The sequence below is a fragment of the Pseudomonas sp. 3JA genome (assembly GCF_036961705.1).
Classification (GTDB): Bacteria; Pseudomonadota; Gammaproteobacteria; order Pseudomonadales; family Pseudomonadaceae; genus Aquipseudomonas; species Aquipseudomonas fluorescens_Q.
In genome coordinates this window covers 24,003-40,472 of record NZ_JBAMDJ010000025.1, presented here as the reverse complement: position 1 = coordinate 40,472, position 16,470 = coordinate 24,003, and the positions used below count along the sequence as shown (strand labels likewise).

The following is a 16,470-nucleotide window of genomic DNA, read 5'->3' as shown; positions in this document are numbered from 1 at the left end:
GCTCATTATCGCGAGCAAGCTCGCTCCCACAGGATGTAGGCTGTCCTTGTGGGAGCGAGCTTGCTCGCGATGCATTTTAAAGAGGAGCAACCCCAATGCGCGTATGGATCGACGCCGATGCCTGTCCCAAGGCGGCGAAAGAACTGGTGGTCAAGTTCGCCCTGAAGCGCCGGTTCGAGGTGGTGCTGGTGGCCGGTCAGCCGCAGATCAAGCCGGCCCTGGCTTGTGTGAAGCTGATCGTGGTACCCAGTGGCCCTGATGCGGCGGACGATTACCTGGTGGAGCACGCCGAGCCGGGTGAACTGGTGATCTGCAGCGACGTGCCCTTGGCCGACCGGTTGGTGAAGAAGGGCGTCGCGGCCCTGGACCCGCGCGGCAAGGAGTTCGATGCCCAGAACATGGGCGAGCGGCTGGCGGTGCGCAACCTGTTCACTGATCTGCGTGAACAGGGCCACATGGGCGGCGGCCCGGCGGCCTACAGCGAGCGGGACAAGCAGGGGTTTGCCAATGCCCTGGATCGGATCCTGACGCGCCTGACCCGATTGCCTTGAATCATGCCCAAACCTCTGTGGGAGCGAGCTCCCACAGGGTTAGTGGTGGTGGGGTCAGGCGTCGTTCTCGTGCGTCAATTCCAACACCCGATCCACCAGTTTGTTGATGCCGGAAGCCGCCTCGCTGATGTTCTGCGCCAGCATGTAGGCCGGGGTGCTGACCAGTTTGCGCGCTCGGTCTTCAACGATGTCGGTGACGGTGCACGCTTCGTGAGTACCCCCCATTTTGGTCACAGCGGCGGCAGTGTCGACGTCGTTGCCGATGGTGCAGACCACGCCCGGGCCGTAGATTTTCGCCGCCAGGGCCGGGGAGATGCAGATCAGCCCGACCGGTTTGCCGGCCTCGGCAAAGGCCTCGGTCAGCGCGAGGACCTCTGGCTGGACCGTGCAAGCCGCGCCTTCGACGGCAAAGTTGGAGAGGTTTTTCGCCGAGCCAAAACCACCGGGTACGATCAGGGCGTCGAAATCCTCGGCCCTGGCTTCACGCAAGTCCTTCACGTTGCCCCGGGCGATCCGCGCCGATTCCACCAACACGTTGCGGCTCTCGGGCATTTCCTCGCCGGTCAGGTGATTGATCACATGCAGTTGGGCAATGTTGGGGGCGAAGCACTGGACGTGAGCCCCACGCTGATCGAGACGCAGCAAGGTGATCACGCTTTCGTGGATCTCGGCGCCGTCATAGACGCCACAGCCGGAAAGGATCACTGCAATTTTTTTGCTCATGGGCTTTTCTCCAGATTCATGGCGTTAAATGTCTACTAATTTGTCACTCGTTGCCATAGGGGGATCGGGCAGCTACACCTAATCTGCCGACTATCTCCCTGCCTTGCATGTCCGGGTTGCGTCATGAACTTCATCCTGTATGCCGTGCCGTTCTTCTTCGTGCTGATCGCCGTCGAGTTGCTGGCCGATCGCTGGCGGGGCGTGAGCCACTACCGAGTGGCCGACGCGATCAACAGCTTGAGCACCGGCGTGCTGTCGACCACAACGGGCCTTTTGACCAAAGGCGTGGGGCTGGTGACCTATGCCTTTGCGTTGAAACACCTGGCTGTCATCGAGCTGCCTGCCGACCGGGTCTGGACCTGGGTGGTTGCCTTTGTGCTCTACGACTTCTGCTACTACTGGCTGCACCGCATGGGCCATGAACGCAACATCCTCTGGGCCGCTCATTCGGTGCACCACCAGAGCGAGGACTACAATCTTTCCACGGCGTTGCGCCAGACCAGTACCGGGTTCCTGTTGAGCTGGATCTTCTACGTCCCGCTCGCCGTATTGGGTGTGCCACTGGTGGTCTTCGTCAGCGTTGCGGCGTTGAATCTGCTGTACCAGTTTTGGGTCCACACCCAGCACATTCCCAAGCTCGGCTGGCTGGAGTGGTGCTTCGTGACGCCGTCCAATCATCGTGCCCACCATGCACAGAACCCTCTCTACATGGATCGCAACTACGGCGGGGTGTTCATTATTTGGGACCGTCTGTTTGGCACCTTCCAGGAAGAAGACGTCAACGAACCAGTGATTTTCGGCGTGACCACGCCGCTGGAGAGCTGGAATCCGTTGTGGGCCAACCTGCAGTTTTATGCGCAGCTGTGGGCCGATGCCAGGCGGGCCGGGCGTTGGTGGGACAAGCTGCGGATCTGGTTCATGCCCACCGGTTGGCGTCCGGCGGACGTCGCGGCCAGGTACCCGCTGAACAAGTCGGACTTGAGCCAGTTCCGCAAATTCGACGTGCCGTTGGATGTTCGCCAGCAGTGGTACGTGGGGCTGCAGTTCTGCGCCTACATCGCCTTGGGCAGTTATCTGATGAACCTTGAAGCCAGCCTGCCGGTCGTCGCCCTGATGCTGGGTTGGGGCGCGGTGGCGTTCGGTCTGTTCGTGTTGGGCGTGGCCCTGGAGAATCGCCCGTGGGCGTTGCGGCTGGAGCTGTTGCGGCTGGCCTCGAACCTGCCGCTGGTATGGCTGGCGCCACTGGCCGGGTTGTGGCCGGCCAACCCTGTGGCCTGGGCCGGGCTGCTCAGCTACAGCCTGCTCAGCGGCATCGGGCTATATTGCTGCCGTACCCGGTTTACTCGGTTGGCGTCGTAGGTTCGCCGGACCTGGCTTGCTCCAGGCGCTCGGCTTCGAGGACTTTCCTGGCCAGGCGCGCATTCTTGATGCGTCGGCGCAGCCACAAGACCAGGCCCAGCACCAGCAGTGCGCCGAGTACCCACAATTCATACTTCTTGATGCTGCCCAGCATGCCTTCGAGCACTGCGCCAAAGTGGTACGCGGCCGCAGCCAACGCCGTGGCCCAGATCGCCGCACCGATGCCGTTGAGCAGCAGGTAGCGACCCGGCGGATAGCCTGACAGACCGATCGCCACCGGCATCACCGTGCGCAGGCCATAGACGAAACGGAAGCTCAGGACCCAGATGTCCGGATGCCGGCGGATGTGCTCCAGCGCCCGATCCCCCATCAACTGCCAGCGTGGCTTGCGGGCCAGCAGCTTGCGCCCGTGCTTGCGTCCCAGGAAATACCACAGCTGATCGCCCGCGTAGCTGCCGCAGAACGCTACGACGACCACCAGGTTGATGTCCATGTAGCCACGGAACGCCAGGAAACCTGCGAGCACGAGGATAGTTTCGCCTTCGAAGAACGTGCCGATAAACAGGGCCAAGTAGCCGAAGTCATGCAGAAATTGTTGGAGCATTGTCTGGGTGCTGGCGAAATGAACGCGCAGCCTAACCCTTCAGGCACATTCAGGAAAGTATCGAAATGTGTCTCGACGTGAACAATTCCTACAATGACAATAACTGCGACGACAGGACGCAGGTGCACATAACTGTAATGTCTTCGTCATAATGGGCGCTTATAACTGTCACGCTCGCCCGTCAGCACGGGCTCAGGAGTCTGCCGTGAGCTTTACCCCCGCCAATCGTCTGTTCCCTGCTACCCGCCTGCGTCGCAACCGTCGTGATGAGTTCTCTCGTCGGCTGGTACGTGAAAACGTGCTGACCACCAATGACCTGATCCTGCCGGTATTCGTGCTGGACGGTGAGAACCGTCGCGAAGCGGTGGCGTCGATGCCCGGGGTGGAACGCCTGACCATCGACCTGCTGCTCGAAGAGGCCGCCCACTGGGTCGAACTGGGCATTCCGGCGCTGGCGCTGTTCCCGGTCACGCCGCCGACACTCAAGTCCCTGGACGCCGCCGAAGCCTGGAACCCGGAAGGCATCGCCCAGCGCGCGACCCGCGCCTTGCGCGCGCGCTTCCCGGAGCTGGGGGTGATCACCGACGTGGCGCTGGACCCGTTCACCACCCACGGGCAGGACGGTATCCTCGATGAAGAAGGCTACGTGCAGAACGACATTACCGTCGATGCACTGGTCAGGCAGGCCCTGTCCCACGCCGAGGCCGGCGCCCAGGTCGTGGCGCCGTCGGACATGATGGACGGGCGCATCCAGGCGATCCGCGAAGCCCTCGAGGTAGCCGGTCACGTCAACGTGCGGATCATGGCCTACTCGGCCAAGTACGCCAGCGCCTATTACGGTCCGTTCCGCGACGCGGTCGGCTCGGCCCTGAACCTGGGCAAGGCCAACAAGGCCTCTTATCAGATGGACCCGGCCAACAGTCAGGAAGCCTTGCACGAAGTGGCGGCTGACTTGTCAGAAGGGGCAGACATGGTCATGGTCAAGCCTGGCATGCCCTACCTCGACATTCTTTGCCGGGTCAAAGACGAATTCAAAGTGCCGACCTTTGTTTATCAGGTCAGCGGCGAGTACGCGATGCACATGGCCGCGATCCAGAACGGCTGGTTGAGCGAAGGGGTGATCCTGGAGTCCTTGACCGCTTTCAAGCGCGCAGGGGCTGATGGCATCCTGACTTACTTTGCCGTGCGCGCCGCCCAATTGTTACGAGAGCAGAAATAGCCTCCCAGGAACTTGCGATGAATACCGAAGGACTCTCCGAAGTTGCCGTAAAAGACGCTCAACCCGTGGTCGAGCAGATTGCCGAGACACCGCCGACGCTGGAGCCTGCTGCCCCAGCTGTCGTCGAGCCCGCACCGGCCCCGGCGATTGTGATTCCCAACCTGGATGACAGCAGCCTGTACATCCATCGGGAGCTGTCGCAACTGCAGTTCAACATCCGCGTGCTGGAGCAGGCGCTGGACGAGTCCTACCCGCTGCTGGAGCGGTTGAAGTTCCTGCTGATCTTTTCCAGCAACCTGGATGAGTTTTTCGAAATCCGCGTCGCCGGGCTGAAGAAGCAGATCACCTTCGCCCGTGAACAGGCCGGTGCCGACGGCCTGCAACCGCACCAGGCCCTGGCGCGCATCAGCGAGCTGGTCCACGGCCATGTGGACCGGCAATACGCGATTCTCAACGATATCCTGTTGCCGGAGCTGGAAAAGCACCAGGTGCGCTTCATCCGCCGGCGCTACTGGAACACCAAGATCAAGACCTGGGTGCGCCGCTATTTCCGCGACGAGATCGCACCGATCATCACGCCGATCGGTCTCGATCCGACGCACCCGTTCCCGCTGCTGGTCAACAAGAGCCTGAACTTCATCGTCGAACTGGAGGGCATCGACGCCTTCGGTCGCGATTCCGGCCTGGCGATCATTCCGGCGCCACGTCTGCTGCCGCGGATCATCCGCGTGCCGGAAGACGTCGGTGGCCCTGGCGACAATTATGTGTTCCTGTCGTCGATGATCCACGCCCATGCCGATGACTTGTTCCAGGGCATGAAGGTGAAAGGTTGCTACCAGTTCCGCTTGACGCGCAACGCCGACCTGTCGGTGGACACCGAGGACGTCGAAGACCTGGCCCGCGCCCTGCGCGGCGAGCTGTTCTCCCGTCGCTACGGTGATGCGGTGCGCCTGGAGGTGGCCGATACCTGCCCGAAACACCTGTCCGACTACCTGCTCAAGCAGTTCAACCTGCATGAGACCGAGTTGTACCAGGTCAACGGCCCGGTCAACCTGACCCGACTGTTCAGCATCACCGGCCTGGACAGCCATCCGGAGCTGCAATATCTGCCGTTCACGCCGCAGATCCCGAAACTGCTGCAAAACAGCGAGAACATTTTCAGCGTGATCAGCAAGCAGGACATCCTGCTGCTGCACCCGTTCGAGTCGTTCACACCGGTGGTCGACCTGCTGCGCCAGGCCGCCAAGGATCCCCACGTCCTGGCGGTGCGCCAGACCCTGTACCGCAGCGGCGCCAACTCGGAAATCGTCGATGCCCTGGTGGACGCGGCGCGAAACGGCAAGGAAGTCACGGCAGTGATCGAGTTGCGCGCGCGCTTCGACGAGGAATCCAACCTGCAACTGGCCAGCCGCCTGCAGGCGGCGGGTGCGGTGGTGATCTATGGCGTAGTCGGCTTCAAGACCCACGCCAAGATGATGCTCATCCTGCGCCGTGAAGCCGGTGAGATCGTGCGCTACGCCCACTTGGGCACCGGCAACTACCACGCTGCCAACGCCCGCCTGTACACCGACTACAGCCTGCTGACCTCTGACGATGCCTTGTGCGAAGACGTCGGTAAGCTGTTCAGCCAGTTGATCGGCATGGGCAAGACCCTGCGCATGAAGAAACTGCTGCATGCGCCGTTCACCCTGAAAAAGGGCATGCTCGACATGATCGCCCGGGAAACGCAGTTCGCCTTGGACGGCAAACCGGCCCATATCATTGCCAAGTTCAACTCGCTAACCGACCCGAAGATCATTCGTGCGTTGTACAAGGCCAGCCAGTCGGGCGTGCGCATCGACCTGGTGGTGCGTGGCATGTGCTGCCTGCGGCCGGGCATTGCGGGGGTGTCCCACAACATCCATGTACGCTCGATCATCGGGCGCTTCCTGGAGCATACGCGGGTGTTCTACTTCCTCAACGGCGGTGAGGAGCAGATGTTCCTGTCCAGTGCCGACTGGATGGAGCGCAACCTCGACAAGCGGGTCGAGACCTGCTTCCCGGTGGAAGGCAAGAAGCTGATCCTGCGGGTCAAGAAGGAGCTGGAAAGCTACCTCACCGACAACACCCACAGCTGGAGCCTGCAGTCGGATGGTCGCTACATCCGCAACACCCCGACCGGCAACCAGAACCCACGCAGTGCCCAGGCGACGTTGCTGGAGCGCTTGAGCAGCCCGGTGTTGGCGGTTCGTTAAAAAATCGGTGGAGGGGGGCAGGCTCGGCTTTTTGTGGCGAGGGAGCTTGCTCCCGCTGGAGGGCGAAGCCCTCCCAAGACTTGGGGCCGCTTCGCAGCCCAGCGGGAGCAAGCTCCCTCGCCACAGGGATCTGGGTTGTGGCGGGGCTTAGTGAATGTTCAGCACAATCCCGACCCGGGTGAGCCATTCGGCCTCCTGGGCGAAGTCGGCCTGGGTCAGCTGGTTTTCTTCCAGCCAGCCCTCGGGGAACATCACATCCAGTTGATCGCCGTCGGCATGCAGGGCCACCTGGGGCATTTCCTGGGTGCCACGGATGTGATGGAACAGGATCGCGAAGCGCAGCAGCACGCACAGGCGAATCAGCTTGATGCCGTCATCGCCGAACTCGGCAAACTTATCCTTGGGAATATTGCGTCGGTGGCCGCGCACCAATAGCGCGAGCATTTGCTGGTCTTCCCGGGAAAACCCCGCCAGGTCCGAATGCTCGATCAGGTAGGCGCCATGCTTGTGGTAGTGATAGTGGGCGATGTCCAGGCCCACTTCATGGACCTTGGCGGCCCAGCCCAGCAATTCGCGCCAGACCCCGTCGTTCAAGTCCCAGTCATCGGCCACCTGGTCGAAGGCATGCAGCGCCTTGCGTTCGACCCGTGCGGCCTGCTCCAGGTCGACGTGATAACGCTCCATGAGCGAGCCCAGGGTGCGCTCGCGCACGTCTTCGTGATGATGACGCCCCAGTAGGTCATACAACACGCCTTCGCGCAGGGCGCCTTCACAGTGGTCCATGCGGTGCAGTTCGAGGGCGTCGAAAATCGCCTCGAGGATCGCCAGACCCGCGGGGAAAATCGCCCGGCGGTCGGGCTTGATGCCTTCGAAGTCGATCTTGTCGGCATCGCCGAGCTTGAACACCCGGCGCTTGAGCCAGGCCAGGCCCTCGGCATTGACCTCGCCGGTGCCATGCCCGCCGGCCTTGAGGGCCAGGCCAATGGCGCGAATGGTGCCCGAGGAGCCAATGGCTTCATCCCACGTCAGGCGGTGCAGGGCGTGCTCGATGCTCATGATCTCCAGGCGCGCCGCCGTATAGGCCTGGGCATAGCGGGCCGGGGTGATCTTGCCGTCGCGGAAATAACGCTGGGTGTAGCTCACGCAGCCCATCTGCAGGCTTTCGCGCAGCAGCGGTTCGAAGCGCTGGCCGATGATGAATTCGGTACTGCCGCCACCGATGTCCGCCACCAGGCGCTTGCCTGGGGTGTCGGCCAAGGTATGGGAAACGCCCAGATAGATCAGGCGAGCCTCTTCACGGCCGGAAATGACTTCTACCGGATGCCCGAGGATTTCTTCAGCACGGCGGATGAACTCGCCACGGTTGCGCGCCTCGCGCAGGGCGTTGGTGCCCACGATCCGCACCGCGCCCAAGGGCATACCGTTGATCAGTTGGGCAAACCGCTTGAGGCAGTCAAGCCCGCGCTGGATGGATTCTTCGCTCAGATGGCGTTCTTCGTCGATGCCGGCGGCCAGTTGGACCTTCTCGCCGAGCCGCTCAAGAATGCGGATTTCCCCGTTCTGGGCCTTGGCGACGACCATGTGGAAACTGTTGGAGCCCAGGTCTATGGCGGCGATCAGGGACAGATTCTTGGCTTGGGATGGCGGCATGGTCAAAAAGTCTCGGTCGATAACCTTGCCATCCTGCCACGATCGACCGCCTACGCCAACGCACCTGAACCAAACCCTTGAGCCAGAGCAGTTCCCGTGGCGAGGGAGCTTGCTCCCGCTGGGCTGCGAAGCGGCCCCAAAGCCATTCAACGCGGTCCATCAGGAAAACTCGGCTGGCCGGTTTCACGACTGCTGCGCAGCCGAGCGGGAGCAAGCTCCCTCGCCACAAGAGCTCTTCGGCTGAGAAAATCAGGCTGGCTCGACGGTCCCGATAAAGTTCGCCAGCTCCGCCGTCTGCGGATTGGCAAACAACACCTTGGGATCGCCCACTTCATGCACCTTGCCCTGGTGCATGAACACCAGTTTGTCGCCGACCTCCCGGGCAAAACGCATTTCGTGGGTGACCATGATCAGCGTCATGCCTTCCTTGGCCAACTGCCGCACCACGCTGAGCACTTCATTGACCAGCTCCGGGTCCAGGGCCGAGGTGATTTCGTCGCACAGCAGCACTTTCGGCGACATCGCCAGCGCCCGGGCGATCGCCACCCGCTGTTGCTGACCACCGGACAAGCGGTCCGGGAAGGCATCGAATTTCTCCCCAAGCCCGACCCGTTCCAGCATCTGCCGCGCCAGCACGGCCGCCTTGGCCTTGGGCACTTTTTGAACAACTTGCGGCGCGAGCATCACGTTCTCGCCGACCGTCAGGTGCGGGAACAGGTTGAACTGCTGGAACACCATCCCGACTTTCTGCCGCAGGCTGCGCAGGTCGGCGCGGGCCGCATCGAGGTATTCGCCGTCGACTTCGATCACGCCATCATTGATCGATTCCAGGCCATTGAGAGTGCGCAGCAAGGTGGATTTGCCCGAGCCGCTGCGGCCGATGATCGCCACCACCTGGCCTTCCTCGACACTCAGGTCGATGCCTTTGAGCACGTGATGATCGCCGTAGTATTTATGCAGGGCGGTAATTCTAAGCAGAGGCATGCAGTCTCCTTTCCAGGTAGCGCGCACTGAGGGACAAGGGGTAGCAGAGCAGGAAATAACCGAGGGCGACCAGGCCATAGACCATGAACGGCTCGAACGTGGCATTGGCGAGCATGCCGCCGGTCTTGGTCAGTTCGGTAAAGCCAATGATCGACGTCACGGCCGTGCCCTTGACCACTTGCACCGAAAAGCCCACGGTCGGCGCCACGGCGATGCGCAGGGCCTGGGGCAGGATGACGTAGCGCAACTGCTCCAGCGGGTTGAGGGCCAGGCTCGCCGAGGCTTCCCACTGGCCGTGGGAAATCGAGTCGACACAACCGCGCCAGATCTCTGCCAGGTAGGCGCTGGTAAACAGCGTCAAGGCAATCGCCGCCGCCATCCAGGGGGAAATCTCCACCCCGGCCAGGGCCACGCCGAAGAACACCAGGAACAGCTGCATCAACAGCGGTGTGCCTTGGAACAGCTCAATGTAGGTCCGGGCGATGTTGCGGGGCAGGGCGCTCTTGGAGATGCGCAACACCATGATCAGCAAACCGATCACGCCGCCACCGATAAACGCCACCAGCGACAGCGCCAGGGTCCATTGCAGGCCGGTGAGCAGGTTGCGCACCACGTCCCAGAAAGTGAAATCGCTCATGGGCGGCTCCCGTTGCTGCTCTTGTACAGGCAGCGGCGGCCCACCCAGTTGAGGAACTGGCGGATCAACAGCGCCATGCACAAGTAAATGAGCGTGGTCAGCGCATAGGTTTCGAAGGCGCGGAAGTTACGTGACTGGATGAAGTTGGCGGCAAAGCTCAACTCTTCGGTGGCGATTTGCGAACACACCGCCGAGCCGAGCATCACGATGATGATCTGGCTGCTCAACGCCGGCCAGACCTTGCCCAGCGCCGGCAGCAGCACCACATGACGGAAGGCCTCGAAGCGGCTCATCGCCAGGGCCGCGGCGGCTTCCAGTTGCCCTCGTGGGATGGCCTGGATGCCGGCGCGGATGATCTCGGTGGAATAGGCGCCGAGGTTGATCACCATCGCTAGCACCGCCGCCTGCCATTCGGAAATCTGCAGGCCCAGGGACGGCAAACCGAAGAAGATGAAAAACAGCTGCACCAGGAACGGCGTGTTGCGGATCAACTCCACGTACACTCCGAAGATCGCCGCGAACGGGCGAATGTTCCAGGCCCGCACCACGGCCCCGACGATGCCTAGGCTGACCCCGAGCAACGTACCGATGGCCGTCAGTTCCAGGGTGAACAGCGCGCCGCGCAACAGCAGCTCGGTGTTTTGCACCACCGGCAGAAAATCGAACTGATAAGCCATGCTCAGCCTCTCAAGCGACGGTCAGAGATCGGCCGGCAGCGGCTGCTTGAGCCAGGTCTGGGAATTTTTTTCCAGGCTGCCATCGGTCTTGGCGGTGGCGAGGATCTGGTTGACCTTGTCCAGCAGCGCCGGCTCGTTCTTGTTCACGCCCACGTACACCGGCGAGTCCTTGAGTTTCACCTTCAGGGCCGGAACACGCTTGGGGTTGCGTTCGCTGATGGCGACCATCACGACGTTGCCACTGGCGATCAGGTCCACCTGACCGGCCAGGTAGGCGGCGATGGTCGAGTTGTTGTCTTCGAAGCGCTTGATAGTGGTGCCTTCGGGGGCGACCTTGGTCAGTTCGATGTCTTCGATGGCGCCACGGGTGACGCTGATGGTCTTGCCCTTGAGGTCGTCCAGGTTGTTGATGGCGGCGTCAGGCGGACCGAACACGGCCAGGTAGAACGGCGCGTAGGCGCTGGAGAAGTCGATGACCTTTTCCCGCTCCGGATTCTTGCCCAGGCTGGAAATCACCAGGTCGACCTTGCCGGTGGTCAGGAAGGGGATGCGGTTGGTGCTGTTGACCGGCGTCAGTTCAAGTTTGACCTTGAGCTGGTCGGCGAGCAGTTTTGCGGTGTCGATGTCCAGGCCGCGGGGTTTCATGTCCGGGCCTACCGAACCGAATGGCGGGAAGTCCTGGGGCACGGCGACCTTGAGGGTGCCACGCTTGACCACGTCTTCCAGGCCATCGGCGTGGGCGGGTAGCTGACAGAGCATCAGGCTGGCAAACAGAGCTGTGAGCAGGGCGCTGCAACGCTGAATCATGGCGAATCTCCGCAATCGGTGATGTGATTTCTGCGTTCGGACAGAGCACAGGCCATGCCAAGGCGACTTTTCAGCGGCCCAACCCACGGTTTTGCTGGCGGGGAGCGGTCTTACTGGTCTGAACAGTCGCGGCGTTTTTCGCACCGTTATCGGGCGTCGGCATTTGTCGCCGAACCCTGCTGGGGCACGACTTGCCGGGCGCGGCGAATAGCTTTACAACTAGCCGCTCACTGGCCCGGTTCGTCTAAAAAATCATGAATTCCATCGCTCGCGCCGTTCCTGAAGTGGCCCTGCAAGCCATCCGCAAACTGATCGTCGATGAAGGCTTCGGCCCGGGCGATGCGCTGCCGTCGCAACGGGACCTGGCGCTGCAATTGGGGGTGAGTCGGGCGTCGCTGCGCGAAGCGCTGTCATCCCTCAGTGCCCTGGGCATGATCAGCGTGCAGCCGGGCAAAGGGGTCTTCGTGCAGGCACCGGTAGAGGCTCCACGCAGCGAATCGGCGCCGGGCTGGCCGTTCGCGGCCCAGGCCTCGCCAGTGGATATCTTCCAGTTGCGCTACGCCCTGGAGGGTTTCGCGGCGGGGTTGGCGGCGGTGACGCTCAGCGCCGATGAGCTGGACATGCTGCAAGACAATGTCGAAGCCATGCGACGGGAATTGAAGATCGGCGACTTCGACGCCGCCGCGCGGCTGGATTTCGAATTTCATCGGCGCATCCTGCTGGCCAGCGGTAATCAGGCGATGCTGAGCATTCTCACCGCCAGCGCCGAGATCTTCCTGGAAAGCCAGAAACTACCGTTCATCAGGGCGGAGCGGGCGATGGAAACGTGGCAGGAGCATCGCAAGATCCTCCGCGCCTTGGCTCGCCGCGCTTCGGGCGCTGCGCAAAAAGCCATGCAGGAACATGTACGTAACGCGGCGTTGCGTACCGGGATTGCCTTCGTCGCCCCCGTCGCTTCGTGAGTTGAGCCATACCCAAATACGTCTTTCGTCATAGCGAGACTCAATCAACTGCGGCTTCCTGAACCCCGGAAGGGCCGCTATCATGGGCCACGTTTTTTTGCTGACAACCCCGGAGATTTCCATGAGCAGCGATCTGATCAAACACGTTACCGACGATAACTTCGACGAAGAAGTACTCAAGGCCGAAGGCCCGGTACTGGTCGACTATTGGGCAGAGTGGTGCGGTCCGTGCAAAATGATCGCCCCGGTCCTGGACGAAATCGCTACCACTTATGAAGGCAAGCTGACCGTTGCCAAGCTGAACATCGACGAAAACCAGGAGACTCCGGCCAAGCACGGCGTGCGTGGTATCCCGACCCTGATGCTGTTCAAGAACGGCAACGTCGAAGCCACCAAAGTGGGTGCGCTGTCGAAGTCGCAACTGGCTGCTTTCCTCGACGCCAACATCTAAGCGCCGAATGCCACTGAAAAAGCCCCGCAAATCGCGGGGCTTTTTCGTTATTCGGGGCTAGACGCTTGCAAACCCAGGTGGTACATTCGGCCCCGCACTGGTTTCTCCATTGCCCCCTGCAAGCCGTCGCCGACGCTCTCCTTTCGAATAAGTACGCGATCCTGTCGCCTTCTCCGCGGCGCGGCCTCATTAAGCCAAAAGCTTAATTTCCCCCCTCCATAAATGATTACGTCATTCCTATATGAATCTGACTGAACTCAAGCAAAAGCCGATTACCGAACTGCTCGAATTGGCCGAACAGATGGGCATAGAAAATATGGCCCGTTCGCGCAAGCAGGACGTGATTTTCTCCCTGCTCAAGAAGCACGCGAAAAGCGGCGAGGAAATCTCCGGTGATGGCGTGCTGGAGATTCTCCAGGACGGCTTCGGCTTCCTTCGCTCCGCAGACGCTTCCTATCTCGCCGGCCCGGACGATATCTACGTCTCGCCGAGCCAGATCCGTCGCTTCAACTTGCGCACCGGTGACACCATCGTTGGCAAGATCCGCCCTCCGAAGGAAGGCGAGCGTTACTTCGCGCTGCTCAAGGTCGACACGATCAACTTCGACCGTCCGGAAAACGCGAAGAACAAGATTCTCTTCGAGAACCTGACCCCGCTATTCCCGACCGTGCGCATGAAGATGGAAGCCGGCAACGGTTCCACCGAAGACCTCACCGGTCGAGTCATCGACCTGTGCGCACCCATCGGCAAAGGCCAGCGTGGCTTGATCGTGGCGCCGCCGAAAGCGGGCAAGACGATCATGCTGCAGAACATCGCGGCCAACATCGCCCGTAACAACCCTGAAGTTCATCTGATCGTGCTGCTGATCGACGAGCGTCCGGAAGAAGTGACCGAGATGCAGCGCACCGTGCGCGGCGAAGTGGTCGCCTCGACGTTCGACGAGCCGCCGACCCGCCACGTGCAGGTTGCCGAAATGGTGATCGAGAAGGCCAAGCGCCTGGTCGAACACAAGAAGGACGTGGTGATCCTGCTGGACTCCATCACTCGTCTGGCCCGTGCCTACAACACCGTCATCCCGAGCTCTGGCAAGGTGCTGACCGGTGGTGTCGATGCCCACGCGCTGGAAAAACCGAAGCGTTTCTTCGGTGCCGCGCGAAACATCGAGGAAGGCGGTTCGCTGACCATCATCGCCACCGCGCTGGTTGAAACCGGCTCGAAGATGGACGAAGTGATCTACGAGGAATTCAAGGGCACCGGCAACATGGAGCTGCCTCTGGATCGTCGTATCGCCGAGAAACGTGTCTTCCCGGCCATCAACATCAACCGTTCCGGCACGCGCCGCGAAGAGTTGCTGACCGCCGATGACGAATTGCAGCGCATGTGGATCCTGCGCAAGCTGCTGCATCCGATGGATGAAGTCGCCGCCATCGAGTTCCTGGTCGACAAGCTGAAGACGACCAAGACCAACGACGAGTTCTTCCTGTCGATGAAACGCAAGTAACACCCAGCACGTTTCAAAAAAGGACGCCCCGAACAGGGGCGCCCTTTTTTTTTCGTGGCTTTGTATCAAAAAAGACAACTTTCCCAAGCCGGTAATGTCCGTGCTTGCATCATCTTGTAAAACGACAAGGATCGTTATGCATACGTTCGGCAGCCGCCGTGACATCGACGGTTTGAGGGCCCTGGCCGTTATTCCTGTGGTGCTGTTTCACTTCGGCTTCAGCACATTCAGTGGTGGCTTTGTCGGTGTTGACGTTTTTTTCGTCATTTCCGGTTACTTGATAACCAGCATCCTGTTTCGCGAGATCAGTGCGCAGCGTTTCAGCTTCGTCGATTTTTGGGCGCGCCGTGCCCGGCGCATCATTCCGGCCTTGAGCGTGGTGCTGGTGGCAACGCTGGTCCTGGGCTGGTTGCTGCTGACGGCCAAGGATTTTTCGGAGCTGGGTAGGGCGGTTCGTTATCAGGCGCTGTTCATTTCCAATATCTTGTTCATGCGTGAGGACGGTTACTTCGAGCCCGCGTCGGACCTCAAGCCTTTGCTCCACACCTGGTCCCTGGCGGTTGAAGAGCAGTACTACATCTTCTTTCCGCTGCTGATGGTGTTGTTGATGCGCCACGTTCGCCATTGGCGCTGGATGCTGTTTGCCGTGCTGCTGGTTTCTTTAGGACTGAATGTCGCCTCTATCGACCGCAAGCCTGACTTCGTCTTCTTTTCGCTGCCGACACGGGCCTGGGAATTGTTATGCGGCGCAATGCTCGCGGTGTGGCCTGCATCGAAACAGCCGGTGAGGCCATGGCTCTGTCAGCTCGCGGGTGCGGCCGGGCTGGCTGCTGTCCTGGTGGCGGTTTTCACTTTTGACAAGGCCACTCGATTTCCGGGTTGGGCCGCCTTGCTGCCGGTGCTTGGCACCACTGCGCTGATCTGGTCCGGTGCCCAGGGATCGACTTGGGTGGCTCAGGCACTCAGTGCCAGGGTACTCGTCTGGGTTGGCCTGCTGTCCTATTCCTTTTATCTGTGGCATTGGCCGGTCTACGTCTATGCCAATGCCATTTCGATCGACGGTATCCAGGCTTGGGAGGCGGCGGGCTGGATTCTGCTGGCGCTGGGCCTGGCCTGGTTGAGCTGGCGTTTCGTCGAGCTTCCGTTTCGTGAAAAGCGTGTGCTGGCCGCACGCAAGCCGATGCTTGCCGCCGGTTTGCTGGCGATGGTTGCCCTGGCGGTGACGGGGTTAGTGGTGCGCTCGGCCGATGGTTTTCCCCAGCGCCTTACGGGCAAGGCCCTGGAATATGCTCAGGCGCGAGAGTGGCGGGCCGGGCAAATGAAATGCATGTTAGCGAATTCGGACAAGAACCTGGACAAGGCGTGCTTGATCGGCAGGAACAAAGAGGCGTCGGCGACTCAACTGTTTTGGGGCGACAGTCATGCCGCCGCATTGTTGCCGGCGATTGAAACCGGTGCTGCCCCCGAAGGGCGCCCGGTATGGCTCTACAGCTTGAGCGGTTGCCCGCCGATCCTGAGCGACGCCCCCCGACAGCGATGCAAGGACTTTAACGAACGGACCATGGATCAGGTTCGTCGCCTGCAGATCAGCGACGTGGTGCTCGCGTCCAACTGGAGTCTTTATGTCTACGGTCGTGAGAACGGTGATAAAGAGTTGTTGCTCAACCCTCGCGACAATACCGCCGAGGCCGAAACACGTCTGGCCGCGGCGCTCAAGGCGCGAGTGGCAGCGATAAGGGCAGCAGGCGCGCAAGTCTGGTTGTTCAAGGAGGTACCGTTGCAGCACAAGGGCCTTGTCAGCCGGTTGGTGAGCCTGGCCCGGGTCGGGCGTTCGACCGAGGGCTTGGGGCGCCCGCTTCAGGAGCACTTGTCCCGCCAGCGTTTCCTGAGTGGGTTGTTCGACTCGATGAGCGCCGCCGACCCCGGCGTGCATGTCATCGACCCTACCCCGCTGATGTGTGCGGGCCAAGTCTGCAGCATCGTGGTTGGTGGGTATATGCAATACAAGGACGAGGATCATCTGTCTGACATCGGCAGTGCCCGGCTGAGCCCATTGTTTGCGCCGGTGCTGGTGGGTACAACCGACAATTGATCGCTGCTGCGCACGCACG

15 protein-coding genes are annotated in these 16,470 nt (G+C 61.2%); 8 read left to right on the top strand and 7 right to left on the bottom strand.

The window, feature by feature from the left end:
- Positions 1–95: 95 nt before the first annotated feature.
- Positions 96–551 (top strand): YaiI/YqxD family protein, encoded by a 456-nt coding sequence (locus V7773_RS19430; protein ID WP_063323852.1) that lies wholly within the window; start codon positions 96–98, stop codon positions 549–551.
- A 54-nt stretch (positions 552–605) separates the two neighbouring features.
- Here the strand turns inward: V7773_RS19430 and elbB are convergent, their stop codons facing one another.
- The gene (gene elbB, locus V7773_RS19425) at positions 606–1,274 is read right to left on the bottom strand and encodes an isoprenoid biosynthesis glyoxalase ElbB (protein WP_063323853.1); all 669 of its coding nucleotides are present in this window, start codon (positions 1,272–1,274) and stop codon (positions 606–608) included.
- A 123-nt stretch (positions 1,275–1,397) separates the two neighbouring features.
- Here elbB and V7773_RS19420 point away from each other — a divergent pair, with 123 nt between their 5' ends.
- A complete protein-coding gene (locus tag V7773_RS19420) occupies positions 1,398–2,633 on the top strand; it encodes a sterol desaturase family protein (protein WP_336074596.1) in 1,236 nt (411 codons plus the stop codon).
- Here the strand turns inward: V7773_RS19420 and V7773_RS19415 are convergent.
- Positions 2,614–3,237: a DedA family protein gene (locus tag V7773_RS19415; protein WP_003206742.1), complete on the bottom strand. Its 624-nt coding sequence runs from the start codon at positions 3,235–3,237 to the stop codon at positions 2,614–2,616. The two genes, V7773_RS19420 and V7773_RS19415, sit on opposite strands and share 20 nt — an antisense overlap.
- Before the next feature lie 205 nt (positions 3,238–3,442).
- Between V7773_RS19415 and hemB the strand changes: the two genes are divergently transcribed.
- Both hemB and ppk1 read left to right on the top strand, forming a co-directional pair.
- Positions 3,443–4,456: a porphobilinogen synthase gene (hemB, locus tag V7773_RS19410; RefSeq protein WP_336074594.1), complete on the top strand. Its 1,014-nt coding sequence runs from the start codon at positions 3,443–3,445 to the stop codon at positions 4,454–4,456.
- Between the two features lie 17 nt (positions 4,457–4,473).
- On the top strand, positions 4,474–6,690 hold the full coding sequence (gene ppk1, locus V7773_RS19405; RefSeq protein WP_063323856.1) for a polyphosphate kinase 1: 2,217 nt from the start codon (positions 4,474–4,476) through the stop codon (positions 6,688–6,690).
- A gap of 147 nt (positions 6,691–6,837) precedes the next feature.
- On the opposite strand, the gene ppx is transcribed toward ppk1, so the two are convergent.
- From ppx to V7773_RS19380, 5 genes are all read right to left on the bottom strand, one after another.
- Positions 6,838–8,340, bottom strand: a complete 1,503-nt coding sequence (gene ppx / locus V7773_RS19400) for an exopolyphosphatase (RefSeq protein WP_336074592.1) — start codon at positions 8,338–8,340, stop codon at positions 6,838–6,840.
- A 249-nt stretch (positions 8,341–8,589) separates the two neighbouring features.
- Positions 8,590–9,324 (bottom strand): amino acid ABC transporter ATP-binding protein, encoded by a 735-nt coding sequence (locus V7773_RS19395; RefSeq protein ID WP_253470315.1) that lies wholly within the window; start codon positions 9,322–9,324, stop codon positions 8,590–8,592.
- The gene (locus V7773_RS19390) at positions 9,311–9,961 is read right to left on the bottom strand and encodes an amino acid ABC transporter permease (RefSeq protein ID WP_003206735.1); all 651 of its coding nucleotides are present in this window, start codon (positions 9,959–9,961) and stop codon (positions 9,311–9,313) included. The genes V7773_RS19395 and V7773_RS19390 overlap by 14 nt, the downstream gene beginning before the upstream one ends.
- Positions 9,958–10,638 (bottom strand): amino acid ABC transporter permease, encoded by a 681-nt coding sequence (locus V7773_RS19385; protein WP_336074588.1) that lies wholly within the window; start codon positions 10,636–10,638, stop codon positions 9,958–9,960. The genes V7773_RS19390 and V7773_RS19385 overlap by 4 nt, the downstream gene beginning before the upstream one ends.
- Positions 10,639–10,659: 21 nt before the next feature.
- On the bottom strand, positions 10,660–11,445 hold the full coding sequence (locus V7773_RS19380; protein ID WP_014340791.1) for a transporter substrate-binding domain-containing protein: 786 nt from the start codon (positions 11,443–11,445) through the stop codon (positions 10,660–10,662).
- 254 nt (positions 11,446–11,699) lie between these two features.
- On the opposite strand from V7773_RS19380, the gene V7773_RS19375 reads away from it, so the two are divergent.
- The 4 genes from V7773_RS19375 (at position 11,700) to V7773_RS19360 (ending at position 16,451) form a co-directional block, all read left to right on the top strand.
- Positions 11,700–12,407: a FadR/GntR family transcriptional regulator gene (locus tag V7773_RS19375; protein ID WP_092149182.1), complete on the top strand. Its 708-nt coding sequence runs from the start codon at positions 11,700–11,702 to the stop codon at positions 12,405–12,407.
- A 121-nt stretch (positions 12,408–12,528) separates the two neighbouring features.
- Positions 12,529–12,858 (top strand): thioredoxin TrxA, encoded by a 330-nt coding sequence (gene trxA / locus V7773_RS19370; protein WP_092221303.1) that lies wholly within the window; start codon positions 12,529–12,531, stop codon positions 12,856–12,858.
- Positions 12,859–13,099: 241 nt separating this feature from the next.
- Positions 13,100–14,359 (top strand): transcription termination factor Rho, encoded by a 1,260-nt coding sequence (rho, locus tag V7773_RS19365; protein ID WP_003206716.1) that lies wholly within the window; start codon positions 13,100–13,102, stop codon positions 14,357–14,359.
- A gap of 136 nt (positions 14,360–14,495) precedes the next feature.
- Entirely contained in the window at positions 14,496–16,451 is a 1,956-nt protein-coding gene (locus V7773_RS19360; protein WP_336074582.1) for an acyltransferase family protein, read from the top strand.
- Positions 16,452–16,470 lie beyond the last annotated feature (19 nt).

Coding starts and splice junctions, on each gene's coding strand:
- V7773_RS19430 (WP_063323852.1), top strand. CDS start 96: ATGCGCGTATGGATCGACGCCGATGCCTGTCCCAAGGCGGCGAAAGAA.
- elbB (WP_063323853.1), bottom strand. CDS start 1,274: ATGAGCAAAAAAATTGCAGTGATCCTTTCCGGCTGTGGCGTCTATGAC.
- V7773_RS19420 (WP_336074596.1), top strand. CDS start 1,398: ATGAACTTCATCCTGTATGCCGTGCCGTTCTTCTTCGTGCTGATCGCC.
- V7773_RS19415 (WP_003206742.1), bottom strand. CDS start 3,237: ATGCTCCAACAATTTCTGCATGACTTCGGCTACTTGGCCCTGTTTATC.
- ppk1 (WP_063323856.1), top strand. CDS start 4,474: ATGAATACCGAAGGACTCTCCGAAGTTGCCGTAAAAGACGCTCAACCC.
- ppx (WP_336074592.1), bottom strand. CDS start 8,340: ATGCCGCCATCCCAAGCCAAGAATCTGTCCCTGATCGCCGCCATAGAC.
- V7773_RS19395 (WP_253470315.1), bottom strand. CDS start 9,324: ATGCCTCTGCTTAGAATTACCGCCCTGCATAAATACTACGGCGATCAT.
- V7773_RS19390 (WP_003206735.1), bottom strand. CDS start 9,961: ATGAGCGATTTCACTTTCTGGGACGTGGTGCGCAACCTGCTCACCGGC.
- V7773_RS19385 (WP_336074588.1), bottom strand. CDS start 10,638: ATGGCTTATCAGTTCGATTTTCTGCCGGTGGTGCAAAACACCGAGCTG.
- V7773_RS19380 (WP_014340791.1), bottom strand. CDS start 11,445: ATGATTCAGCGTTGCAGCGCCCTGCTCACAGCTCTGTTTGCCAGCCTG.
- V7773_RS19375 (WP_092149182.1), top strand. CDS start 11,700: ATGAATTCCATCGCTCGCGCCGTTCCTGAAGTGGCCCTGCAAGCCATC.
- trxA (WP_092221303.1), top strand. CDS start 12,529: ATGAGCAGCGATCTGATCAAACACGTTACCGACGATAACTTCGACGAA.
- rho (WP_003206716.1), top strand. CDS start 13,100: ATGAATCTGACTGAACTCAAGCAAAAGCCGATTACCGAACTGCTCGAA.
- V7773_RS19360 (WP_336074582.1), top strand. CDS start 14,496: ATGCATACGTTCGGCAGCCGCCGTGACATCGACGGTTTGAGGGCCCTG.